Origin of the sequence: Candidatus Poriferisodalis sp. (genome assembly GCF_965262965.1) — a bacterium.
Taxonomy (GTDB): domain Bacteria; phylum Actinomycetota; class Acidimicrobiia; order Acidimicrobiales; family Poriferisodalaceae; genus Poriferisodalis.
In genome coordinates this window covers 1,043,320-1,066,160 of the sequence record NZ_OZ253573.1, presented here as the reverse complement: position 1 = coordinate 1,066,160, position 22,841 = coordinate 1,043,320, and the positions used below count along the sequence as shown (strand labels likewise).

The window sequence follows — 22,841 nt, the reverse complement described above, 5'->3', positions numbered from 1 at the left end:
GCGGAGGCGGTCTCACAACCAGCGTTCGATGTCCAGGTCGTCGAATGCTGCGAAGTCCGACGTGTTTGCGGTCACGAGGGTCAGCCCGTTGACAGCAGCGATGGCCGCGATTTGGCCGTCGACAAAGGGCGGCGTCGCCCCGACAGCAGCCAGTCGTGCGCGCTCCCGAGCGTGCCAGTCAGCCGCCCTGCGGTCGTAATCCACCACTTCGAAGCGTTCCAGCACGACTTCTTCGACATAGCGCTCGATCACCTCGCGTCGGCGCGATTGGGGAAGTCGACAGCACCCAAAGCGCAGTTCGTGCCAGACCAGCGCCGGAATTGCGATCTCGCCGTCATGCTCACGGAGACGCCGCAGCACCTCTGCGTCGGGCCGTGGCCGCAACGGTTCCGACACGATATTCGTGTCCAGGAGGTATCTCATCGCCTACAGCCGCACGTCGCGGCCGGGCACCGTGTCCCGCAGGTGTCCGAAAAGCTCGCCGGGGTCGAGTTCCATCTCGGCAAGCCCGACGCTGTCGGAGAACGCCTGATACGCATCGTCGAAACTTCGATGGCTGGTGGCGAGCCGTTCGAACATCGGGCAGCTGATCAGAACCGCCACGGGCTCGCCTCGGCGGGTCAACTCGACAGCGTTTCCGCTTTCGGCCTCGCGGATGAGCGAGGGCAGATTGCGCCGTGCTTCGGCGATGGACTGTCGATCTGTGATCGTGATCGCTTTCATGTACACCATGATGTACATCATAGGCAACAGTGCCGTAGTCCTAGTCTGGTTCCGCCTCTGCTCCCTGCTCGGATTCGGCGTCATCGTCGGGTTCCGGGGGAGTGCTGATCGGAGGCGGCTGGTGACGGGCGCAGTCGCCCGAAACGATGTCGGTCAGCCGATCCACACGAGCACCCTCGGTAGCTGGCACGGGCGCACCGTTGGAATCGAGCAAATGCGGGTGGAATGACCAGCCCACGATCTCGGCGCCGTCGAAGTCGATCTGCAGCACGCCCGTCTCGCCGGTGATACCGGACCGGTAGTGCCAGATGAAGTTGCCGAGCGAGTAGGCGATTAGCTTTCCATCGTCGAACACGACGGGCTGCAGAACATGGGGATGGTGGCCGATCACCGCATCGGCGCCGTTGTGCAGCAGCTCGAAGGCAAGATCGCGCTGGCGCCCATCGGGGCAGGTCATGCGCTCGATGCCCCAGTGCACGACAGCGATCACGACATCGGCCTCCCAGGCGGCCACCCTGACGTTCGCGAGCACGCGATCGCGCTGGTACGCAGACGCGATACCGGGCCGCGACTCGCCGGCCGGAAAGCCGAGCGGCACCACCATCGAGGCGCCGACGAACGCGACTCGAATACCCGGCCGTACCTCGATGATCCGGTGGCGGTAGGCGTCGGGGCTGGTGGCTCCTGCCCCGAGCGCAATCACACCCTCGGATTCGAGCATCTCGATGGTGTCGATGAGCGCATCGGCGCCGTAATCCTTGGCGTGGTTGTTGGCGAGATTGGCGACGTCGACACCGGCCATCGCGATGCGTGCCGCAGCCGCCGGCAGTGCCCGGAACACGTACTGCTTGTCCGCAGCGGGCTCACCTCGGTCGCTGATCGCCATCTCCACATTGATCACTGCAATGTCGGCCTCCGCGAGCGGCGGGACGATGCCAGCGAACGGATCGATGCCTGCGGCCTCGCTGCGGTCCATCAGCACGTCACCGCCTGCCAGCAGGGTCCAACTCGGGTCGGGTTCGGTCGTTGGTGCAACCTCGGCGGTCGAAGAGGTCGGGCCCGCATCGGCTAGGCGCGCCGAAGGCGCCGGCGCCGACGTGGCTGCCGACGTGGACTCCGGCTGCTCGAGATTTGCGCCCGCGGGCGCAGTGGTGGTCACCGCAGGAGTCGCGCTGGCGACAGTGGCAGTCGTCGGCGGCGCCACTCGGACGGTGCTGGCGCTGCATGCTGAGAGCAGCATGGCTGCGCCCGCTGCGAGCGCCCATGCGAGCCCCGATGCGCCCGCTCGGCGCCGTCCTCGGTCAGCGGTCGTGTTCAGCAGCGCCTCAGCCGGCGTTGAACACCCACCGCAAGCCGTGCGCAATGAGGGCGTACGGCACGGTGAAGTGGGTCTCCTCGGGCCAGATCATCGTCTTGAGCCTGAGGTTCGGATAGTCACGGCCTGCTAACAGTTCTCCCAGCCGCTCGGTGTGCTCGGCGGTGCGCGCCTGCTCGAAGATGGCGGTCGCACCCGGGTCGAAGGCGGGGCTGAGCACATCCTCCGCGCCGCCCGCAGCCAGGTACACGACCGCATCGAGGTCGTCGTTGGCGTCGGCATACGCCGCCTCGTAGTCGTACACCAGCGGATGGTCCCAGCAGATCCACGGGCTGCCGATGACATAACGGTTGAAGAATCCGCCGTGGTTGAACAGCGTGTAGCAGCCGAACAGCCCACCCATCGAGTCGCCGACGTAGGTGCGGTCGTCGCTCACGTTGAAGTTCTCGGTGAGCCAAGGCCAAAGTTCTTCGCTCATGAAGCGGACGAACAGCGGAGCGCCTCCGCCGACGACTTCGCCCTCGACCAGCGGAGAGGCGTTCAGCTGTCCAAGCTGCCATTCGTCCGATGTCGGTGAGAAGTCGTACATGCGCCGGCCGGTCACGTACACGATGTCGCCTCCGACCGGGTAGCCGATCCCCACGGTGAGCACCGGGGGAATCTCCCCACCCATCAACAGCATCGTCGCCATGTCAGCGGCGAAGCCGATGCCGAAGTTGGCATCGGTCTGGTACACGACCGGCAATGGCTCGGGCCAGTCGATCGGTGGGCCTTGCGTGGTGATCTCGAAATCAAAGTCCATGAGATCGGAATGGACGATGTGGGTCTGGGTGAGCGAAAGCTGCTGCGGTCCTGCCATGAGACGCCCCTCCGGGTCCGATTGCGAGGGCCCGAGTCTCGCGCAGCGCTTCGCCCAGCCGCGTTCTGCGTAGCGGCCAGATGAGATCGCGCTGGTGTCACGCTGGCCGGAGGGTCGAAGTAGCGTCACGCACGCTGGGCCGTTCGGCGCTGGCCGCGCCACGCCCGGCTGCGAACAAGGAGACGCTCATGGCACTTGCAGACACAGTTCAGGGGATTCTCGACCGGGGCGTTGACGACGGCGATGTCGTTGGGGCGGTGGCAAAGATCGTCGGACCAGACGGCGAGATCTGTTCCGGTACGGCGGGCACACGCGGCGCCGACAGTGATGTGGCGATGACCAACGACACGGTGTGCTGGATCGCCTCGATGACCAAGGCGCTGACCGGCACCGCAGCAATGCAGCTCGTCGAACAGGGCAAGCTCTCGCTCGACGGCCCGGCGGCGGAAACATTGCCGTTGCTGGACGAGCTCGATGTGCTGACCGGCTTCGACGGCGACGGCAACCCCGTTACCCGGGCCCGCAATGGAGATATCACGCTGCGACAGCTGCTGACCCACACCGCGGGCATGGGCTACGACATCTGGAGCGCAGAGCTGGGGCAGTACCAGGAGGCCACGGGCACGCCCGGCATCACCGAGTGCCAGAAATCGACGCTCAGCATTCCGCTGCTGTTCGATCCGGGCGAACGTTGGATGTACGGAACTGGCATCGACTACGCCGGCCAAATGGTCGAGACAGTGTCGGGCATGTCGCTGGGGGAGTACTTCGCGCAGAACGTCACCGGGCCGCTTGGCATGTCCGACACGGCGTTTCGAATCAGCGATGACATGCGGTCGAGAATCTCGGCCATGCATGCCCGGATGGAAGACGGCTCGCTGGTCGAGATGCCATTCGAGATCCCCCAGGACCCCGAAATGGAGATGGGCGGAGGCGGCCTGTACTCCACGATCGACGACTACTGCCGCTTCCTGGCGATGATGCTCAACGGCGGCAGCCTCGACGGCCGCCAGATCGTCTCGGCTGACACACACCAGCAGATGGTGTCCAATGCCATGGGCGACCTGCGGGTCACGATGCTGCACACCGCTATCCCGCCGTACTCCAACGATGCAGAGTTCTTCCCCGGACTCGAGAAGTCCTGGGGCCTCACGTTCCAGATCAATGAGGAGCCTGCGCCGACCGGTCGCCCGGCCGGCGGCCTCATGTGGGCCGGGTTGGCCAACTCGTTCTTCTGGATCGACCTGGCGAGCCAGGTGGCCGGCTGCTACATCAGCCAGGTTGTGCCGTTCGCGGATGCGCGCTCGTACAAGCTGTACGAGGACATCGAGTCGGCGGTCTACGCGAGCCTGTAGGGGCTCGGCGGGGCGGCGATCTAGGCGGTCGGCGGTCCGAGTACCAGGCAGCCGTTGTGGCCGCCGAAACCGAACGAGTTGCTGAGTGAGGGTCCCGGCTCCCAATCGGCGGCTTCGCCGGTCACCAGGTTGAACTCGGGAATGTCCGGGTCCGGGGTTGTCCACCCGGCCGTCGGCGGGATCTTGCGGTACCGCATCGACAACAGCACCGCGACTGCCTCGAGTGCACCGGCAGCGCCGAGCGCGTGACCGGTCACGCCCTTGGTCGAGGTCACCAGCGGGCCGTCGGCACCGAAGAGCTTGTTCAAGGCCTCAGCCTCAGCGGCATCGTTCAACGACGTTGACGTGCCATGCGCGTTGACATGCACGATGTCATCGGGTGTCAACCCGGCATCAGAGATCGCGAGCTGCATGCACCGAAGCGCTCCCTCGCCGCCTGGCGACGGCGCGGTGATGTGGTGGGCGTCGGCATTCGAGCCCACACCCAGGACTTCGCCCCAGATGGACGCACCCCGGGCCACGGCTGAGTCCCATTCCTCGAGCACCAGCGTGGCCGAGCCCTCGGTCATCATGAAACCGTCGCGATTGACGTCGAACGGCATCGAGACACCGCTGCTGGACAAGGCGGTCATGTTCGCGAAACCCGCTGTGCCAACCGGCGTCATCACCGATTCGCATCCGCCCGTCACCGCCACGTCCACGACGTCAGCTCGGATCAGCCGAGTGCCGTAGCCGATGGCGTGCGTTGCGGCCGCACATGCGGTGGTCAGGACCTCGCACGGCCCCGCGAGGCCATAGCGCATCGAGATCGCGGCACCGGGCGCGTTGGGCATCATCATCGGGACCATGAACGGCGAAACGCGCCGTGCTCCCTTGCGGTCGAGGACCAACACCTGATCCTCGAACGTCTGCAAACCGCCCACGCCGGTGCCGTAGATGACGCCCTGCCGATCGGGGTTGGTCCCGAGATCGCCGGCATCAGCCATCGCCTGGGCTGTAGATGCCATCGCAAACTGCTGAGACCTGTCAGCTCGACGGGCGTTCTTGGGGCTGTCGTAGAACGGGGCCGGATCGAAATCGGCGACGCGGCGCTCACCCTCAGGCGGGTCGGAGTTCAATCCATCCCAGAAGGCATCGACGCTCGTCCCGGCGCATGAGATGACGCCCAGGCCCACGATTGCGACCCGACGGCCGTCACTCATTGCGGGATGCTCACAGTTTCGATTCGACCAGCGCGACCGCGTGGCCGACGGTGATGACGCCTTCTAGCTCCTCTTCGTCAACGCTGATGTCGAACTCCTCTTCAAGAGCCATGACCAGCTCGACGAGGTCGAGACTGTCGGCATCGAGATCATCAGCAAAGCTGGCCTCGAGCGTGACCTGTCCGGCGTCGACGGCGAGTACCTCGACGGCGCAATCGGTGAATCGATCCAACGTGTCGCTCATGCTGTTCCCCTCATGTGTGGGCAGATCTCCCCAGCGGCTGTGCGCGTGCGAAGTGTAGGTGCCAGATGACCGCAAACCGGTACGCGTTCGTGCTCTCGGCGCACGGACTAGTGGCCCATACCAAGGCCGCCGTCCACCGGCAGCAGCGCGCCGGTGATGTACGCCCCTTGGCCGGAAGCCAAGAACGCCACCGCCGCCGCGATCTCGGCGGGTTCGGCGACACGGCCGAGCGGCACTGCAGCGGTAATTGCAGCTTGCCGGTCGTCGGTGAGGGCTCCGAACATCTCGGTGGCGACGGGGCCGGGTGCGACGACGTTGGAGGTGATGCCGCGCGAGCCCAGTTCTCTTGCAAGCGATCGGGCCAAGCCCACGAGGCCAGCCTTGGATGCTGCGTAGTTGACTTGGCCCGCGGACCCCAGCATTCCTACGACTGAAGACACGAAGATCAGCCGGCCCCAGCGCGCACGCAGCATCGGCCGAGCGGCCCGCTTGGCCATCCGGTACGCGCCCGTCAGGTTGGTGTCCACTACTGCGGCAAAATCCTCGTCGGCCATGCGCAGCACGAGCTGGTCGCGCGTGATCCCGGCGTTCGCGACCAGCACTTCGACGGGACCCAGCTCGGACTCGATGCGGCCGTAGGCGGCATCGACAGCCTCACTGTCGGACTGGTCGCACGCGACCCACACCAGCCGGTCGTCGTCAGGCGGATCAGATCGGCTCGTGACGGCGACGCGGTGCCCCTGTTCTGCGAAGAGCTGTGCTGTCGCCAAACCGATGCCCCGGCTTCCGCCGGTGACGAGCACCGTGCGCACGGGGTCTGAACTCACCGAGCCAGAGCTCATGGACGGGGACTCATCGGCGAGGGGAAGACGCTTTGGCTCGCGAGGCTCGGTTAAGCACGGTGGTCAGGGCCAGCGGTCAGCCGCGGCGTCCGGGCTCGCCCGACCAGCGGAGCACGGCCGAGGCTGACGTCATCCCGGCGCCGAATCCGACGAGCAGAACGTTGTCGCCCTCTTTGACCCGTCCGTTGCGCACCGCATCGTCCAGGGCGAGCGGGATCGATGCCGACGAAGTGTTGCCGGTGCGGTGAATGACCATCGAGGTTTTCTCGAACGGGATGCCCAACCGCTTGCACGAGGTCTCGACAATGCGGATATTCGCTTGATGGGGGACCACCAGATCGATGTCGTCAGCGGTGAGGTTGGCCTGCTTCATCGACTGGCGAGCCGATTCCTCCATCACCAGCACCGCCCTCTTGAACACCTTCTGGCCTGCCATGAAGATGGTCTCGCCGTGCTCGCAGTACAGGTACTCTTCCATCGCGCCGTCGCTCGACACATGCCAGCCCAAGAGATCCGTGCCCTTTTCGCTGCGCTCGATGACGGCGGCGCCGGCGCCATTGGCGAACAGGATGCAGGTGGAGCGGTCCGTCCAGTCAATGATCCGTTCGAGGACTTCGGCTCCGATGACCAGCACCCGCTCGTGGCCCATGGCAATGAAACCGTGGCCGGTGACGAGCGAGTACACGAAGCCGGAACACGCGGCGTTGACGTCCATGGCGCCGCAATCCAGCCCGAGCATTTCCTGCACGGTCGACGAGGTCGCTGGAACGGCTCGATCCGGCGTCGTGGTGGCCAGCACCAGCATGTCGATTCCCGAAGGGTCGATCCCGGCGTCTTCGAGGGCCGCCGCACCCGCCTCGGCTGCCAACCCGGCAGTGGTGCCGCCGAGGTGCCGTGACGTGATGCCGGTCCGCTCGGTGATCCACTCATCGGAAGTGTCGACCATCTTCGCCAGCTCGTCATTAGTGAGGATGCGGTCGGGCAGCGCAGTGCCCATACCCACGATGCGGGCGCCCGATGCGTTGGGTGTCGTACGAGTCATGTCAAGCCTCGGTTCGAAGTGTCGTGTCTGCGGGGCGTGTCGGTTGTGCCGTCGTAGCCGCCCGCCTTCGGTTGCGGTAGGTCGTAGCTAGGTCGCGTCCCCGGTGCGGAGCCACGCGATCGGTTGCCGTGCGGTGACGCGTTCGCCCTCGACGGCCATTATCCCCATGACAGTACCCGCGAATGGCGACCGCACTTCCTCGCCGGCGACGCGGCCGATGACGTCACCGACCCTGATCGGCTGGCCGTTGCCCATGTCGCTGTCGAGCGCGAAGATCCCGGCGCAAGGGCTGACGATGAGACGCTCGGTCACATAGAGGTTCTCGCCGCCGAGAACGGCAGGGACAGCCGGAGCAGAGTCGGCAAGCGCTTCCATGAAGGCGTCGATCTCCGAGGGTGCGCCGACCGACAGCGCTGTCGCAGCCTTGTTGGTTCGCTTGGTCATCCCCGTGAGCACCTTGCCGGGGCCCAGTTCGACAAATGTGGTGACGCCGACGTCGGTCAACGCGTGCAGGCTCGCTCGCCACAGAACCGGGCTGGTGAGCTGCTGTGCGAGAAGCGAGCGCCACTCGTTGTCGTCCGAGCGCGGGCGAGCGTCAACGTTCGCGACGACCGGCACACTCGGCGCACGGATCTCGACTTCGGCCAGAGCCTTGCGCAGCCGATCCCGCGCTGGCTGCATGAACGGCGTGTGGAAGGCACCGCCGACCTGCAACTGCATGAGGCGCTTGGCACCTGCCGCTTTCGCTGCTGCTCCGCCTGCGGCCACCGCATCGGGTGCGCCAGCGATCACGACCTGACCCGGAGCGTTGTAGTTCGCGACCCAGACGTCGCCATCAGTGTTTTCGCATGCTTGGGCGACAAGGTTGTCGTCAAGGCCGAGAACCGCCGCCATGGTTCCGTCGTGCTCGTCGGCGGCAACCTGCATGGCTTCGCCACGCTCCGCGACGAGCCTCACGGCGTCGTCATATGCGAGCGCGCCCGTAGCGGTGAGTGCGCTGTACTCGCCCAGCGAGTGCCCAGCGGCAATTGAGAACGTCGCGCCGGTGCGCTCGACCGCGTCGAGCACGACCATCGACAGCACGAATGTCGACAGCTGCGAGTTGCGGGTGTGGCGCAGTTCGTCAGCATCCGCATCGAGCAGCAGGGCTGCCACGTCACGGCCGCAGGCATCCGATGCCTCGATGACGAGCTCCCACGACTCATGCGAGGTCCAGGGCTCTCCCATGCCGGGCAGCTGCGAGCCCTGCCCTGGAAACGTGAATGCCAGCACTCGTCCTCCTCAAGAGCGCCGGTGCGCGAGCAATCAGCTCCTGCCCCACAGCGGCACGGTGAACGCGCAGTAAAGGGTAGGTGGCCGCAAGGTGCATGGGCGACTCCATGGCCGAACGGGCATGCAGTGCAGCGAACGGGAGCGGGAGACAAGTGGTCTGGCTGCCGGCTGCATCCCTTTCACGCGGCCAGTTTGACCGTGAGTACGCTGTGGCGGCTCAGAGCCCGGGTGGTGAAACGGCAGACACGGAGGACTCAAAATCCTCTGCCCTCACGGGCGTGCGGGTTCAACTCCCGCCCCGGGCACTCCAGTGCATCGCGCTGTTGCCCTGCGAGGCAAGGCGAAATCCGGCGAGCCACGGCAACCTGACAGGTAGGCTGGCCGACCCGCAGCCGCCGAGAGGGACAAGAGTCCACAACGGCGACTGGCGCGGGAAGTCCCGTCGAGTTCGGGGAGCGTGTGTGCCCAAGCGAGTCGTGATCGCAGAGGACGAAGCCATCATTCGGCTCGACTTGCGGGAGATGCTCGAAGACGAGGGCTACGTCGTCGTGGCAGAGACCGGGCGGGGCGACGAAGCAGTGGACCTGGTCCGTCGTCACGAGCCCGACGTGTGCATCTTCGACATCCAGATGCCCGGTCGCGACGGTCTCGATGCAGCCAGGGAGGTCGCCGCCGACCGCGCTTCGGCAGTCCTGATACTCACGGCGTTCAGCAAACGGCATCTCATCGCCGAAGCGCGTGACGCCGGGGTGCTGTCGTACTTGGTGAAGCCGTTCCAGCGCGAAGAACTGGTATCGGCCATCGAGGTTGCATGGGGCCGCTTCACAGAGATGCGTGAGCTGGAGGACACTGTCGAGAGCCTTGAGGAGAAGCTGGAGACCCGCAAGGCGGTGGAGCGGGCGAAAGGCACCCTGATGGACGAGTTTCAGCTCACCGAGCAAGACGCGTTCGAGTTCATCCGGAGCACCGCGATGGCCAATCGTGCGAAGATGCGAGACATCGCCCAGCAGGTCGTCGACGGTCAGCTGACGCCCTGAGGTCCCCGCTGGGAGGCCCGATGACGAGGCTGCTGCTGCTCGACGGGAATTCCCTGACATATAGGGCGTTCTTCGCTATTCCAGAGGACATGGCAACGCGTTCAGGCCAGCGCACTGGTGCGGTGTATGGCTTCACCTCGATGCTCATCAATCTGGTGCGAGACCATCGCCCAGACGCGCTTGCCGTGTGCTTCGACCGTCGCGAGCCGACATTCCGCCACACGGCGGCACCGCACTACAAGGCCCAGCGCGACGCGACCCCCGCAACCCTGATCGAGCAATTCGGCCTTGTGCGTCAAGTGCTCGAATCTTTGAGCATCCCGGCCATCGACTGTGCGGGATTCGAGGCCGACGACCTGCTCGCGACGCTGGCGCACGAGGCAGATCTTCGAGGTGACGACGTTGTGGTCGTGAGCGGCGACCGGGACGTGTACCAACTCGTGCGCGACCCGCATGTCCAGGTTCTGTACAACCGACGGGGAGTCACCGACTACGCGCTGTACGACGAGGCCGGCATCACTGAGCGGACCGGCGTCACGCCCGAGATGTATGTGCAGTACGCCGCGTTGCGGGGGGACCCTTCCGACAACCTGCCCGGCGTGCCCGGAGTCGGGGAGAAAACCGCGGCAAAACTGCTGAACTCATACGGAAATGTGGAGGCGCTGCTCGCTGCGGCGTCCGAGCAGACGCCCAAGCTGGCCGAGAATCTTGCCGCACACGCCGATGTCGTTCGCCGCAACATCGAATTGATGGAACTGCGAACCGATGCACCGATCGACGTGCCTGCTCATGAGCTGCGGTGGGACGGCTTCGATGCGGAACTCGTGGACCGCACATTCGAATTCCTCGAATTCGCAAGCCTGCGCGCCCGCCTGCAAGAGGCTCTGATCGGAACGACGTTGGACGGCGTGCTCACTGCCGGGTCCGCTGGCAGCGAATCCGCTGGACTGGCAGAGGTTCGAGTGCTGACGCCCGCCGCCGCCGATGTCGCGGACATGCTCGCCGAGCTGGCTCGGCGCCCCGAGCCCGTCGCTGTCGGATGGGCGCGGAGCGACGACGACAGGTTGGGTGTGCTCGCGATCGAAACCGACGCCGACGCAGCCGAGGTGCTCGCGTTGAGACCGGATCAGCTTGGCCGTGACGAGATCGCATCCGCGCTGATCGCATTGCTTGGGACTGACGGTCCGGGTGTGCATGTCCATCAGGCCAAGCCCTTGATGCGAGCCTTGGCGCGACTGCCCGCAATCGGCCCTGATGGTGCGGGCTTGCCAGGGCTCGAGGTGGATACCGCCATCGCTGCGTACCTCATCGATCCCTCTGAGGGCCGCGACGAGATTGGGGCTCTGCTGGCTCGCCACTGCGGCATTCACTTCGACGACGGGGCAGTCGAGGCCCAGGGCCAGCTCGGATTCGACAATGTCGATGCGGAGCCGACGGATCTCAGCGTTCAGGCAGGTCGGGATGCTCTCGCCGTAGCGCTGCTTGCACCTGTCCTCGACGCGCTGCTCGATGAGATGGGCATGTCCGATCTCTACCGCGATATCGAACGCCCGCTCATTTCGGTCCTGGCCCGCATGGAGGCCGTCGGCATCGGAGTTGACCGAACCGAGCTTGAGGCGTTGCGGGACCATCTCACCGCTGAAGTGGCCGCGCTCAAAGCAGAGGTACGGCTGCTTGCGGGACGCGACGACCTCAATGTCAACTCTCCGAAACAGCTGGCAGAAGTGTTGTTCACCGATCTCGGCCTGGCGCCTCAGCGCAAGACGAAGACGGGCTACTCCACCAGCGCAGCTGCGCTCGAGTCGCTGCGCGGTGAGCACAAGATCGTGGATTGTCTGCTGGCCTACAGGGAAGTGGAAAAGCTCCGCTCGACGTACGGCGTCAGCTTGCTCGAGTACGTGTCCGCCGATGGACGCATTCACGCCACCTTCAATCAGACCGTTGCACGCACTGGCCGACTCAGCTCGGAGGAACCCAACCTTCACAACATTCCAGTGCGCACCGAGCAGGGCCGGCTGTTCCGGCGAGCCTTCGTGCCCGCAGACGGATTCGAGTTGCTGATCGCGGACTACAACCAGATTGAGCTGCGCGTCATCGCACATCTCTCGGGGGACCCCGGCCTCGTCGATGCATTCGCCGCAGGCCGTGACATCCACAGCGCCACCGCCGCATCTCTGTTTGGCGTTGCACCGCAGGGAGTCACGACCCAGCAGCGATCGACGGCAAAGATGGTGAGCTACGGGTTGGCATACGGCATGGAGGCGTACGGCCTCGGGCAGCGCCTCGGCGTGCCGACCGATGAAGCGGACTCAATCCTGGCGGCGTACTTCGAAGCCTTCCCCAACGTTCGCTCGTTCATGGAAGGCGTCGTGGCACAGAGCCGTGATCGCGGATATACCGAGACCGCGTTCGGCCGACGCCGGCCGCTGCCAGAGCTGTCGGCTCGCAATTTCCGAGTGCGCCAGGCAGCCGAGCGGCAGGCCATGAACGCCCCGATCCAGGGCCTCGCGGCAGACATCTTCAAGGTGGCGCTGGTTCGTCTGGCTGCTGCTCTGGAAGCTCTTGGATTGGCGAGCCGACTCGTGCTTCAGGTCCACGATGAGGTCATCGTCGAGGTTCATCCAGATGAAGCGCACCAGGTGACCGAGCTCACGGTCGAAACGATGCGACATGCCGCAGACCTCGCTGTGCCACTCGAAGTCCATGTCGCGACAGGTACCACGTGGGCAGATGCCAAGGCGTGAGCCCCCGGTAGCCTTGCGCTGCGCTTTGAGCGGCGTGCTCTGCCGCCTGTGCTCGTATCGCCTACGTGAGCATCCCCTGACACCGTGACCGACGCAACTGCCCCCGCCACCGAAACCCTGGATCCAGAACCCGCAGCACCTCCAGAGCCAGCATCGGAAGGGCCTCCGCCGGAAGCGTCTGACAGCAACGGTGCGTCTGACAGCAACGGTGCAGCGGACGGCAACGCTGCGTCCGACACCGGCTTCGGAATGTTCACGGACGCCGGCGACTACGTGCCGCGCATCGTGGCGGTCGACGACTTGGGTGATGTCTCGTTTGAAGAGGCCATCGCAGGGACGATCGTCGAGTTCGACGACGGCGACATCGTGGCCGGCACGATTGTGCGGGTCGACCGCGACGAGGTGCTGCTGGACATCGGATTCAAATCCGAGGGCGTCATCCCGGCTCGAGAGCTGTCCATCCGGCACGACGTCGATCCGTCCGAGGTCGTCCAGATCGGCGATCAGATCGAAGCGCTCGTTCTGCAGAAGGAAGACCCTGACGGCCGACTGGTCCTGTCGAAGAAGCGGGCGCAGTACGAACGGGCGTGGGGCCGCATCGAAGAGATTCGCGAGTCCGACGGCGTTGTCAAAGGCCCGGTGATCGAAGTCGTGAAGGGCGGGCTGATTGTCGACATCGGTCTGCGCGGGTTCTTGCCGGCTTCGCTGGTCGAACTCCGGCGGGTGCGGGACCTCGCTCCGTACGTCGGGCGCGAGCTCGAAGCGAAGATCATCGAACTCGACAAGAACCGAAACAATGTCGTGCTCAGCCGGCGTGCCTGGCTCGAGGAGAGTCTCAAGGAAGAGCGCGAGGGATTCTTGCGTGATCTCACGCGTGGCGAGCGTCGAACGGGCCGGGTTTCGTCGGTCGTGAGTTTCGGCGCATTCGTCGACTTGGGCGGCATGGACGGACTCATCCACGTTTCCGAACTCTCTTGGAAGCATGTCGATCACCCCAGCTCCGTGGTCACCATCGGCGACGAGGTCCAGGTGGAGGTCCTCGAGATTGACCGTGACCGTGAGCGCATCTCGCTGTCGCTCAAGGCCACGCAGCAGGATCCATGGGAGGCGTTCGCTACCAGTCACCGTGTGGAAGAGCTGGTGTACGGACGGGTCACGAAGCTCGTGCCGTTCGGCGCTTTCGTGCAGGTTGGGGACGGCATCGAAGGCTTGGTGCACATCTCGGAGATGTCTGCGCACCACGTTGAGCTGCCCGAGCAGGTCGTCACCCCCGGCGAGGAATTGTGGGTGAAGATCATCGATCTCGACCTCCAGCGTCGCCGCATCAGCCTGTCCATCAAGCAGGCAGCCGAGGGCGGCGTCGTCGCCGAGGAGTACCGCGAGGCGTTCGGCGATCATGCGTACGACGAAGAGGGCAACTTCATCGGCGAGTTCAGCTATGAGACACCGGCCGAAGGCGAGGAGTCCGAGGCCGAGCGTGCCTGGCGCGAGTACTACGAGGAGCACGGAGAGGAGGCGTACCGCCAAGCGTTGGCTCACTATGAGAACCCGGGTCCCGATGATGCACCCGCGCCGGACGCCGCCGAAGACGACGACTAGCCCGTCCGCGTTTCGCTGAACTCTGCTTGATGATTGCGGTCGGTCTCACCGGCGGCATCGGCAGCGGCAAGAGCACCGTCGCGACGGGGTTCGTGCAACGTGGAGCTGCGCTCATCGACGCGGATGTCATCGTGCGAGAACTGCAGGATCCCGCCGGCAAAGTCTTTGCGGAGATGGTGGCTCGCTTCGGTGACCACATTGTGGCTGCCGACGGCACCTTGGACCGTGCCGCGGTCGCGTCGATCGTGTTCAACGATGCCGAAGCGCTCGCGGACCTGAACGCGATCACCCATCCGCCGGTCGGGCGTGAGATCCGGAGACGGCTCGACGAGCTGGCAGGCACAGACCGGCTCGTTGTCCTTGATATACCGCTGCTGGCCGAGGGCCTGGCGAAAGGGCGACCGGCTCGCTATCCGACGAGCGGCATCATCGTCGTCGACACGCCGACCGAACTGGCAGTCGAGCGCCTCGTGACGTCGCGCGGGTTCGTCGCAACAGACGCACGGGCACGGATCGCTGCGCAGTTGTCCGGCTCCGAGCGGCGTGCACTCGCTGACTGGGTCATCGACAATTCAGGCGGCCTCGCTGAGCTCGAAGCGGCAGTCGGCGCCGCGTTCGAATGGGCTGGCGCGCTGCCGCACAGCGAACCAACGACTCACGGCTGACCGAGCGGCTCATCGGCCCTGCGCAGCAGCGCTCAGACGGCGATGGGCGTCCCGCAGTGCGGGCAGGTCGGCTCGGGCGAACGCGTGTCGAACTGCGACGGCTTGACCAGCAAGAAGCAACCTTCGCAGAGGATCTCGTCCTCCTGCTTGGACGTCGAGCGGGAGCCGGACACGATGCCGATGTCGTCGTCTTCGTCGTCGTCTTCGTCGTCGTCGGAGGAGGCGAGCCGTTCCTTGAGGATCTCTCCGAGGTCGGCTTCGAGTTCCTCGTCATCGTCTTCGTCGTCGTCCTCGTCGTCGGAAGGCCGAACGCCAGCGGGAACTTCACGACGCGCGGGCACATCGTCTTTGGCGTCATCGGAATCGTCGACCGAGATATCGCTGACTACTGCGTCGTCGGTATCGGGATCTTCGGGTCCGCCGACGCCAAGCTCTTCGGCCTCGAGCTCCTCTTGGGGCGGTTCGAGGTCGCTGTCGTCAAGCATCTCTTCGGCAAGCGTGTCTTCGTCGAACGTGTCGACGGGCGCTTCGGCGTCTGGGTTGTCGCGGCTCATGGGCGGTCGGGGCCTGGTGGTTGGCTCAATGTCCTCAGGGGTTGGTTGGTCGTGGGCTCTGGCTCGGTTCGAGCGCGAGCGCTCGGAAGGTGCGGTCAATGCGATCGGCAGGAGCAGTTGGTCGCCGTCGGGCGTCAGCGCGGCAGGATAACCACACCGGCCGGGCGCAGGTGGACATGATCCGATGTCGCGGCACAACGCGCACGCGGTTGGAGCGTGTGCTCACCGTTCGAAACTTCAGAACACCGCAGCGGGCCCTGTGACCCCGAGCGCCGTCTGGCCGTTTGACGCGGCGATCGAGCTCGCCCTTCGGCATAGCCTCAGACGCATGTCGGCAGCCTCTACTGCGACGCGGCGATCCCGGCCCTGGCTGCCGAGTCCGACGGCTGCACATCCATTCCGAGTGGTCGCCGGCTTCGACCCGGCCGGCGATCAACCTCGGGCAATAGCTGAGCTGTTCGAAGGAATTGATCGGGGCGACCGATTCCAGACTTTGCTGGGCATCACCGGTTCGGGCAAGAGCGCGACGATCGCGTGGACGATCGAACGCGCGCAGCGGCCGACGCTGGTGCTCGCGCCGAACAAGTCCCTGGCGGCGCAGCTCGCGAACGAGTTCCGGGAGTTTTTTCCCGACAACCGCGTGGAGTACTTCGTCTCCTACTACGACTACTACCAGCCCGAGGCGTACATGCCCGCCTCGGACACCTATATCGAGAAGGACTCCTCCGTCAACGACGAGATTGATCGCCTGCGGCACTCTGCGACGGCGGCGTTGCTGACTCGACGTGATGTCATCGTGGTGGCATCAGTGTCTGCGATCTATGGGTTGGGCGCGCCCGAGGAGTACCTCCGCCAGATGCTCTACCTGCGGGTGGGCGAGATCGTCGACCAGCGCACGATCCTGCGGCGTCTCGTCGATATGCAGTATGAGCGCAATGACATGAACCTTGTGCGCGGCAAGTTTCGCGTTCGCGGCGACACGCTCGAGATCCACCCGGCATACGAGGCATCCCTGGTGCGAGTCGAGCTCTTCGGCGACGAAATCGACCGCGTCAGCCGGATCGATCCGGTCACGGGTGAGCGGCTCGGCGAGCTCTCCGAAATCACGGTGTTCCCGGCCTCGCACTATGTGACGGGCGCCGACAAGCTGCAGCGGGCGGTCGGCGGCATCGAGGCGGAGCTGGCGGAACAGCTGGGGTTCTTCGAGAAGAACAACCAGCTGCTCGAGGCGCAGCGGCTTCGGATGCGCACTGAGTACGACCTCGAAATGCTCGCCGAGCTCGGCTATTGCAACGGCGTCGAGAACTACTCCATGCACCTCGACGGCCGCACGTACGAAGAGCCGCCCTACACCCTGCTCGACTTCTTTCCCGACGACTACTTGCTGGTCATCGACGAGAGCCACGTGGCGATGCCGCAGCTACACGGTCAATTTGCGGGGGATCGGGCGCGCAAGGACACGCTCGTCGCGCACGGATTTCGCCTGCCGTCAGCGCGGGACAATCGCCCCCTGCGCTTCGAGGAAGTCATGGAGCGGCTCAACCAGGTCGTCTTCCTGTCAGCGACACCGGGCGACTACGAGTTGCGCACGAGCCAGCAAGTCGTCGAGCAGATCGTTCGCCCGACCGGGCTTGTCGATCCCGAGATTGTGATCCGCCCGACGAAGGGTCAAATCGACGATCTGATGGCGGAGATCGAGCGCGTGACTGAGCGTGGGCAGCGTGTCCTGGTCACCACGCTGACCAAGAAGATGTCCGAGGACCTCACGGACTACCTGCTCGAGCTGGGTGTCCGAGTGCGCTACCTCCATTCTGAAATCGACACCATCGAGCGCATCGAGATCCTTCGAGACCTGCGGTTGGGACACTTCGATGTGCTCGTGGGAATCAACCTGCTGCGCGAGGGCTTGGACCTGCCCGAGGTCAGCCTCGTGGCGATTCTCGACGCGGACAAGGAGGGCTTTCTGCGCAGCGAGACGTCACTCATTCAGACCATCGGGCGAGCAGCGCGCAACGTGGACGGCCAAGTGGTCATGTACGCCGACGCGGTGACCAATTCGATGCGGCGGGCGGTGTCAGAGACCAATCGACGGCGCGGTCTGCAACAAGCATACAACGCCGAGCACGGCATCGATCCGCAGACCATTCGCAAGGCCGTCACGGACATCCTTGAAGTGCTGCGCGGACCGGCTGAGGGCGCTCCGGTGCCCGAGAACCTTGTGGGAGGGCGCGTCACCTCCGAGCGGTTGCGCGCCGCGTACGGGGATCTCCCAGCAGACGACCTCACGCGGCTCATTGCGTCGCTGGAAGAGGAGATGGCGGAGGCCGCAGCGGACCTGCGATTCGAATACGCCGCACGTCTACGCGACGAACTGCGGGAACTGCGCCGAGACCTGCGCGACGCGAGCGGCTAGAGGCCGAAGGCCCAGAGAACGAAGGCCCAGAGAACGAAGGCCCAGAGAACGAACGCCTAGAGAACGACGACTGAGCGCAGCACTTCGCCGCGTTCCATCTTCTCGAAAGCCTCCTCGACGCCGTCGATGCCGATGGTCTCACTGACGAACTTGTCGAGTGGCAGACGGTCCTGCAAGTGCAGGTCGATGAGCATCGGGAAGTCCCGGCTCGGCAGGCAGTCGCCATACCACGAACTCTTTAGCTGGCCCCCTCGGCCGAAGACCTCGATCATGGGCAGTTCGATCTTCATGGTGGGATTCGGCACGCCGACCAGCACAACGGTCCCGGCGAGGTCCCGGGCGTAGAACGCCTGCTCGTAGGTCTGCGGCAATCCGACAGCCTCAATGGCCACGTCGACACCGTTGCCGCCTGTGAGCTCGCGGATCGCTTCGATCACCTCGTCATTGCGCAGGCCCGAGGAGTTGATCGTGTGGGTTGCGCCGAACTCGGACGCCCACTCGAGCTTGCGGTCGTCGAGGTCGATGCCGATGATGGTGTGCGCCCCGGCGAGCCGGGCACCGCAGATAGCGGCATCGCCCACGCCACCGCAGCCGAACACGGCCACGCTGTCGCCGCGGCCCACGCCGCCGGTGTTCATGGCTGCGCCGAGACCCGCCATGACGCCGCAACCGATGAGACCGGCGACCTCAGGCGGCGCGGCAGGGTCGACCTTGGTGGCCTGTCCCGCAGCCACCAGTGTCTTGTCTGCGAACGCACCGATGCCGAGCGCCGGGGACAGTTCGACACCGTCGAGCGTCATCTTCTGGGCTGCGTTGTGCGTGGCGAAGCAATACCAGGGACGTCCCCGTTCGCACGAACGGCAGTTGCCGCAGACGGCGCGCCAATTCAGGACCACGAAGTCGCCGACGGCCACATTGGTCACGCCGTCCCCGATCTCGGCCACGATGCCCGCCGCTTCGTGGCCCAGCAGGAACGGGAACTCGTCGTTGATGGCGCCTTCGCGGTAGTGCAGATCGGTGTGGCAGACCCCGCACGCCGCGATGTCGACGATGACTTCCCCAGGCCCGGGATCGGGGACCGTGATCGTCTCGACTGTCACCGGCTCGCCCTGCGCGCGTGCCACGACGCCTCGTACTTCGTATGGCATAACCGCCCCCCCGTTGGTGTCGGTCCCCGATCATGGGTATCGGGGACCTGTACTGATTCTGCGGTCTGACGATCCTCCATGGGACCGAGCAGCACGTGGTTCCGGCACGGTTTGCGCGCGCCCCGGCGCGACCCTAGTTGTGCCGATCCTCGCTCTGGGCAACGTGCTGTGAAGCCCGTTTGCGAACTTGTGTTTGTGTCTGGGGCCACAGATAGGATCGCCCAGAATGACTCGGGGACCGAATGGGTGAACGGCTGATCGTCCGCGGGGCGCGGGAGCACAATCTGCGCAACGTGGATGTCGAGCTGCCGCGAGATCGCATGATCGTGTTCACGGGGCTGTCCGGCAGCGGGAAGTCCTCGCTGGCCTTCGACACCATCTATGCCGAAGGGCAGCGCCGGTACGTCGAGTCCTTGTCGGCCTACGCCCGGCAGTTTCTCGGCCAGATGGACAAGCCCGACGTGGACTTCCTCGAGGGCCTGTCGCCGGCGATCTCCATCGACCAGAAGAGCGCCAGCCGCAACCCGCGCTCCACCGTCGGCACGATCACCGAGGTGTACGACTATTTGCGATTGCTGTACGCCCGCGTCGGCATTCAGCACGATCCACAGACTGGCGAGATCGTGCAACGCCAGACGGCTCAGCAGATCGTCGATCGGATCGTGCAGCTGCCACTCCGCACTCGTTTCGAGGTGCTTTCGCCGGTTGTGCGGGGCCGCAAGGGCGACTATCACACGCAGCTCGGCGATTTTGCTCGGCAGGGCTACGCACGCGTCCGGGTCGACGGCGAGGTGCTCGACCTCGGCGATGTCTCCGAGATCGAACGTCTCGACCGGTATGTCAACCACGACATCGAGGTCATCGTTGATCGCTTGGTCATGCGCTCCGACATCGAGCAGCGATTGACCGAGTCGGTCGAAGCCGCGCTCGGGCTCGCCGACGGGCACGTGTGGGTACATCTCGTGCCGGGGCCCGTTTCCCGCAGCGAAACCGAGGATCCCTCGGAGATGCTGACGTTCAGTCAGCACCTGTATTCCCCGACGACGGGACGCTCCTTCGAGGAATTGGCACCTCGCAATTTCTCGTTCAACTCCCCGTACGGCGCGTGCGACACCTGCGATGGGCTCGGCACCCGATTCGAAGTCGATCCCGAGCTGGTCGTGCCCAACTCCGAGCTGTCGGTCGCGGGTGGGGCACTTGCGCCATGGGCCGGAGCCACCGGAAAGTGGTTCATTCGCCTGCTCGAAGCTGTCGGCGAAGAGCACGACATCCCACTTGACGTCCCATGGTCGCAACTCGACGAGGGCCAGCGTGGATTGCTCCTGGGCGGCGCTCCGGCCGGCAAGCAGATCACCGTGCGATACCGAAACCGCTACGGGCGATCGCGCAGCTACACCACTCGTTACGAAGGCGTCATTCCCTTTCTGCGTCGGCGCCACGCCGATACCGAGAGCGACTGGTCGCGAAATCGCATCGAGGGCTACATGCGCGAGGTCCCCTGCGGCACCTGCCGTGGAGCGCGCCTCAACGATGTGTCGCTTGCGGTTCGCGTCGCTGGTCGGAACATTTCCGAGCTGTGCTCTGCTTCGATCGGCGAGGCAGCCAAGATCATCGACGGTCTCGAACTCACCGAACGGCAGCGCATCATCGCCGCTCCGATCGTCAAAGAGATCGACGCTCGGCTGAACTTTCTGCTCGATGTGGGTCTGGACTACCTCACACTGAATCGTTCAGCCGCGACCTTGGCGGGCGGCGAAGCGCAGCGGATCCGGCTCGCCAGCCAGATCGGCAGCGGCCTCGAGGGCGTGCTGTACGTGCTGGACGAGCCCTCCATCGGATTGCACCAGCGTGACAACCGCCGGCTGATCGACACCTTGCTCCACTTGCGCGACCTGGGCAACACCGTCCTCATTGTCGAGCACGACCTCGAGACGATCTCGGTGGCGGACTGGGTCGTGGACATCGGCCCGGGTGCAGGCGAACATGGCGGGGAGATTGTCTACAGCGGACCGGTGGACGGCCTCCCGGGCGCACCGGGCTCGGTGACGGGGGAGTACCTCAGCGGACAGCGCGAGATCCCGCTGCCGTCGCAGCGACGTCTTCCCGGACAGGATCGGCTGACGGTGCGTGGTGCTCGCGAGCACAATCTGCGCAAGATTGACGTCGAATTCCCGCTCGGCTGTTTCGTCTGCGTCACGGGAGTGTCAGGCTCCGGCAAGAGCACGCTGGTGAACGACATCATGTACAAGGCGCTGATGCAGCGCATCTACTCCTCCAAACAAGTGCCGGGCTTGCACACCGCTATCGAGGGCTCCGAGGCGCTGGACAAGGTCATCGACATCGACCAGTCGCCGATCGGGCGGACGCCGCGGTCGAATCCGGCCACGTACACCGGCGTGTTCGATCACATCCGCAAGCTGTACGCCGCCACGAACGAATCCAAGGTGCGCGGCTACCTGCCGGGCCGTTTCAGCTTCAATGTCAAGGGTGGCCGGTGCGAGGCCTGTTCCGGTGACGGGAATATCAAGATCGAGATGCACTTTCTCCCCGATGTTTACGTGCCCTGCGACGTGTGCAAAGGGGCCCGATACAACCGGGAGACGCTTGAGGTTCGCTTCAAGGGCATGACCATCGCGGACGTGCTGCACATGCCCTGCGAGGAAGCACAAGAGTTCTTCGCGGCACAGCCGGCGATCAGCCGTCACATGAGGACGCTCACTGATGTCGGGTTGGGCTACATCCGGTTGGGTCAGCCTGCGACGACGCTGTCCGGCGGCGAGGCGCAGCGAGTCAAGCTGGCGAGCGAGCTGTCGAAGCGCTCCACCGGGCATACCATCTACATCCTCGACGAGCCCACCACGGGGCTCCACTTCGAGGACATACGTCGGCTCCTCGGCGTCCTCGATCGTCTGGTGGATGGCGGTAACACGGTGATCGTCATCGAGCACAATCTCGACGTCATCAAGACCGCCGACTGGATCATCGACATGGGCCCCGAAGGCGGCACCGGCGGAGGGACCATCGTGGCGGCTGGGACGCCGGAGGAGATCGTTGCGACTCCCGAGTCCCATACCGGCCGATACCTCGCCCCGCTGCTGCGCTGAGCGGCGCACAACGCCTTCCGAACGCGACACGCGGCGGCGCTTCGGCGCTGCGACCGGCGCACGTGCACCTAGTGTCGGCGAGCGAATCATCGCGAGGAGAGCGAGCACATGAGGCTGCCAGAGATCACGCCGGACGAGCTGACCGATGAACAGCGCACGGTCTACGACGCTTTGCGCAGTGGTCCTCGCAGCTCCGCAACGTCCAACTTGGCTGGACGCGGACTACCGGGGCCGTATGGCGTGTGGGTACGCGCACCGGCCATCGGTGCACCGACGCAGGAGTTGGGCGCTGCAGTGCGGTTCAGGTCTGGACTCGCGGAGAACGTGAAGGAGGCCGCAATCTGCACCGTGGGGGCCCACTACAAGGCCAAGTTCGAGTTCGCTGCGCATGAGCGCCTGGCTCTTGCTGCGGGTGTCGACCAGCGCCACCTCGACGCCTTGCGCGAGGGCCGACCGGCGGAGTTCCGTGGCCCTGAGGCAATAGCGCACAGCGTCGCCGCCGAGCTGGTCGAGTCGCATCGCTTGAGCGACGAGACCTACGCAGCGGCGCTGGCTGAGTTCGGCACCGAAGGAGTCATTGAGTTGGTCACCACGGTGGGCTACTACTGCTTGATTTCGCTGACGCTGAATGCCTTTGAGGTGCCGTTGCCGGCGGAGTGGGACGATCCCTTTGAGGGCACGTCCTGAGGTCCGACGAGCGCCCAGTCCGCATCGACCCAGTCC

At 65.1% G+C, this 22,841-nt stretch carries 19 protein-coding genes and 1 tRNA gene; 9 read left to right on the top strand and 11 right to left on the bottom strand.

Annotated elements, in window-relative coordinates; all coding sequences use genetic code 11:
* Positions 1 to 12 precede the first annotated feature (12 nt).
* The 4 genes from ACQY5K_RS05080 to ACQY5K_RS05065 all read right to left on the bottom strand — a co-directional run bounded on the left by ACQY5K_RS05080 (position 13) and on the right by ACQY5K_RS05065 (position 2,897).
* Complete coding sequence (locus ACQY5K_RS05080; RefSeq protein WP_428120636.1) at positions 13 to 423, bottom strand: type II toxin-antitoxin system VapC family toxin; 411 nt, start codon at positions 421 to 423, stop codon at positions 13 to 15.
* Positions 424 to 426: 3 nt separating this feature from the next.
* Positions 427 to 732, bottom strand: coding sequence for a type II toxin-antitoxin system Phd/YefM family antitoxin (locus tag ACQY5K_RS05075; RefSeq protein WP_428120634.1), 306 nt, complete (start codon positions 730 to 732; stop codon positions 427 to 429).
* Positions 733 to 763: 31 nt separating this feature from the next.
* Positions 764 to 1,963, bottom strand: a complete 1,200-nt coding sequence (locus tag ACQY5K_RS05070) for a CapA family protein (RefSeq protein WP_428120632.1) — start codon at positions 1,961 to 1,963, stop codon at positions 764 to 766.
* 85 nt (positions 1,964 to 2,048) lie between these two features.
* On the bottom strand, positions 2,049 to 2,897 hold the full coding sequence (locus ACQY5K_RS05065; protein WP_428120630.1) for an alpha/beta hydrolase: 849 nt from the start codon (positions 2,895 to 2,897) through the stop codon (positions 2,049 to 2,051).
* A gap of 188 nt (positions 2,898 to 3,085) precedes the next feature.
* Here ACQY5K_RS05065 and ACQY5K_RS05060 point away from each other — a divergent pair, with 188 nt between their 5' ends.
* Positions 3,086 to 4,252, top strand: a complete 1,167-nt coding sequence (locus ACQY5K_RS05060; protein WP_428120628.1) for a serine hydrolase domain-containing protein — start codon at positions 3,086 to 3,088, stop codon at positions 4,250 to 4,252.
* A 20-nt stretch (positions 4,253 to 4,272) separates the two neighbouring features.
* On the opposite strand, the gene ACQY5K_RS05055 is transcribed toward ACQY5K_RS05060, so the two are convergent.
* From ACQY5K_RS05055 to fabD, 5 genes are all read right to left on the bottom strand, one after another.
* Positions 4,273 to 5,454, bottom strand: a complete 1,182-nt coding sequence (locus tag ACQY5K_RS05055; RefSeq protein WP_428120626.1) for a beta-ketoacyl-[acyl-carrier-protein] synthase family protein — start codon at positions 5,452 to 5,454, stop codon at positions 4,273 to 4,275.
* Between the two features lie 10 nt (positions 5,455 to 5,464).
* Positions 5,465 to 5,698 (bottom strand): acyl carrier protein, encoded by a 234-nt coding sequence (gene acpP, locus ACQY5K_RS05050; protein WP_428120624.1) that lies wholly within the window; start codon positions 5,696 to 5,698, stop codon positions 5,465 to 5,467.
* A gap of 107 nt (positions 5,699 to 5,805) precedes the next feature.
* Positions 5,806 to 6,540, bottom strand: coding sequence for a 3-oxoacyl-ACP reductase FabG (gene fabG / locus ACQY5K_RS05045; RefSeq protein ID WP_428120622.1), 735 nt, complete (start codon positions 6,538 to 6,540; stop codon positions 5,806 to 5,808).
* Positions 6,541 to 6,616: 76 nt separating this feature from the next.
* Entirely contained in the window at positions 6,617 to 7,582 is a 966-nt protein-coding gene (locus ACQY5K_RS05040; protein WP_419922903.1) for a beta-ketoacyl-ACP synthase III, read from the bottom strand.
* A gap of 87 nt (positions 7,583 to 7,669) precedes the next feature.
* The gene (gene fabD, locus ACQY5K_RS05035; RefSeq protein ID WP_428120620.1) at positions 7,670 to 8,854 is read right to left on the bottom strand and encodes an ACP S-malonyltransferase; all 1,185 of its coding nucleotides are present in this window, start codon (positions 8,852 to 8,854) and stop codon (positions 7,670 to 7,672) included.
* A 222-nt stretch (positions 8,855 to 9,076) separates the two neighbouring features.
* On the opposite strand from fabD, the gene ACQY5K_RS05030 reads away from it, so the two are divergent.
* From ACQY5K_RS05030 to coaE, 5 genes are all read left to right on the top strand, one after another.
* Positions 9,077 to 9,159: transfer RNA gene (locus ACQY5K_RS05030), tRNA-Leu, on the top strand.
* Between the two features lie 156 nt (positions 9,160 to 9,315).
* Complete coding sequence (locus tag ACQY5K_RS05025; RefSeq protein ID WP_419922905.1) at positions 9,316 to 9,891, top strand: ANTAR domain-containing response regulator; 576 nt, start codon at positions 9,316 to 9,318, stop codon at positions 9,889 to 9,891.
* Positions 9,892 to 9,911: 20 nt separating this feature from the next.
* Positions 9,912 to 12,635, top strand: a complete 2,724-nt coding sequence (gene polA / locus ACQY5K_RS05020) for a DNA polymerase I (protein WP_428120618.1) — start codon at positions 9,912 to 9,914, stop codon at positions 12,633 to 12,635.
* Between the two features lie 249 nt (positions 12,636 to 12,884).
* A complete protein-coding gene (gene rpsA / locus ACQY5K_RS05015; RefSeq protein WP_428122556.1) occupies positions 12,885 to 14,234 on the top strand; it encodes a 30S ribosomal protein S1 in 1,350 nt (449 codons plus the stop codon).
* Between the two features lie 29 nt (positions 14,235 to 14,263).
* Positions 14,264 to 14,899 carry a dephospho-CoA kinase gene (coaE, locus tag ACQY5K_RS05010; protein WP_428120616.1) on the top strand — a complete coding sequence of 212 codons (636 nt, stop codon included), beginning with the start codon at positions 14,264 to 14,266 and terminating at the stop codon, positions 14,897 to 14,899.
* A 32-nt stretch (positions 14,900 to 14,931) separates the two neighbouring features.
* Here coaE and ACQY5K_RS05005 read toward each other — a convergent pair whose 3' ends face one another.
* On the bottom strand, positions 14,932 to 15,453 hold the full coding sequence (locus ACQY5K_RS05005; protein WP_428120614.1) for a hypothetical protein: 522 nt from the start codon (positions 15,451 to 15,453) through the stop codon (positions 14,932 to 14,934).
* Positions 15,454 to 15,781: 328 nt separating this feature from the next.
* On the opposite strand from ACQY5K_RS05005, the gene uvrB reads away from it, so the two are divergent.
* Positions 15,782 to 17,866: an excinuclease ABC subunit UvrB gene (uvrB, locus tag ACQY5K_RS05000; protein ID WP_428120612.1), complete on the top strand. Its 2,085-nt coding sequence runs from the start codon at positions 15,782 to 15,784 to the stop codon at positions 17,864 to 17,866.
* A 56-nt stretch (positions 17,867 to 17,922) separates the two neighbouring features.
* Here the strand turns inward: uvrB and ACQY5K_RS04995 are convergent, their stop codons facing one another.
* On the bottom strand, positions 17,923 to 19,014 hold the full coding sequence (locus tag ACQY5K_RS04995) for an S-(hydroxymethyl)mycothiol dehydrogenase (RefSeq protein WP_428120610.1): 1,092 nt from the start codon (positions 19,012 to 19,014) through the stop codon (positions 17,923 to 17,925).
* A 242-nt stretch (positions 19,015 to 19,256) separates the two neighbouring features.
* Here ACQY5K_RS04995 and uvrA point away from each other — a divergent pair, with 242 nt between their 5' ends.
* Together uvrA and ACQY5K_RS04985 are read left to right on the top strand one after the other, a co-directional pair.
* Positions 19,257 to 22,118, top strand: coding sequence for an excinuclease ABC subunit UvrA (uvrA, locus tag ACQY5K_RS04990; protein WP_428120608.1), 2,862 nt, complete (start codon positions 19,257 to 19,259; stop codon positions 22,116 to 22,118).
* 108 nt (positions 22,119 to 22,226) lie between these two features.
* A complete protein-coding gene (locus ACQY5K_RS04985; RefSeq protein ID WP_428120606.1) occupies positions 22,227 to 22,805 on the top strand; it encodes a carboxymuconolactone decarboxylase family protein in 579 nt (192 codons plus the stop codon).
* Positions 22,806 to 22,841 lie beyond the last annotated feature (36 nt).

What these genes read in the sequence shown, in the direction of transcription:
- ACQY5K_RS05080 (WP_428120636.1), bottom strand. Translation starts at nt 423, where the DNA reads ATGAGATACCTCCTGGACACGAATATCGTGTCGGAACCGTTGCGGCCA.
- ACQY5K_RS05075 (WP_428120634.1), bottom strand. Translation starts at nt 732, where the DNA reads ATGGTGTACATGAAAGCGATCACGATCACAGATCGACAGTCCATCGCC.
- ACQY5K_RS05070 (WP_428120632.1), bottom strand. Translation starts at nt 1,963, where the DNA reads ATGCTGCTCTCAGCATGCAGCGCCAGCACCGTCCGAGTGGCGCCGCCG.
- ACQY5K_RS05065 (WP_428120630.1), bottom strand. Translation starts at nt 2,897, where the DNA reads ATGGCAGGACCGCAGCAGCTTTCGCTCACCCAGACCCACATCGTCCAT.
- ACQY5K_RS05060 (WP_428120628.1), top strand. Translation starts at nt 3,086, where the DNA reads ATGGCACTTGCAGACACAGTTCAGGGGATTCTCGACCGGGGCGTTGAC.
- ACQY5K_RS05055 (WP_428120626.1), bottom strand. Translation starts at nt 5,454, where the DNA reads ATGAGTGACGGCCGTCGGGTCGCAATCGTGGGCCTGGGCGTCATCTCA.
- acpP (WP_428120624.1), bottom strand. Translation starts at nt 5,698, where the DNA reads ATGAGCGACACGTTGGATCGATTCACCGATTGCGCCGTCGAGGTACTC.
- fabG (WP_428120622.1), bottom strand. Translation starts at nt 6,540, where the DNA reads ATGAGCTCTGGCTCGGTGAGTTCAGACCCCGTGCGCACGGTGCTCGTC.
- ACQY5K_RS05040 (WP_419922903.1), bottom strand. Translation starts at nt 7,582, where the DNA reads ATGACTCGTACGACACCCAACGCATCGGGCGCCCGCATCGTGGGTATG.
- polA (WP_428120618.1), top strand. Translation starts at nt 9,912, where the DNA reads ATGACGAGGCTGCTGCTGCTCGACGGGAATTCCCTGACATATAGGGCG.
- rpsA (WP_428122556.1), top strand. Translation starts at nt 12,885, where the DNA reads ATGTTCACGGACGCCGGCGACTACGTGCCGCGCATCGTGGCGGTCGAC.
- coaE (WP_428120616.1), top strand. Translation starts at nt 14,264, where the DNA reads ATGATTGCGGTCGGTCTCACCGGCGGCATCGGCAGCGGCAAGAGCACC.
- ACQY5K_RS05005 (WP_428120614.1), bottom strand. Translation starts at nt 15,453, where the DNA reads ATGAGCCGCGACAACCCAGACGCCGAAGCGCCCGTCGACACGTTCGAC.
- uvrB (WP_428120612.1), top strand. Translation starts at nt 15,782, where the DNA reads ATGTCGGCAGCCTCTACTGCGACGCGGCGATCCCGGCCCTGGCTGCCG.
- ACQY5K_RS04995 (WP_428120610.1), bottom strand. Translation starts at nt 19,014, where the DNA reads ATGCCATACGAAGTACGAGGCGTCGTGGCACGCGCGCAGGGCGAGCCG.
- uvrA (WP_428120608.1), top strand. Translation starts at nt 19,257, where the DNA reads ATGGGTGAACGGCTGATCGTCCGCGGGGCGCGGGAGCACAATCTGCGC.
- ACQY5K_RS04985 (WP_428120606.1), top strand. Translation starts at nt 22,227, where the DNA reads ATGAGGCTGCCAGAGATCACGCCGGACGAGCTGACCGATGAACAGCGC.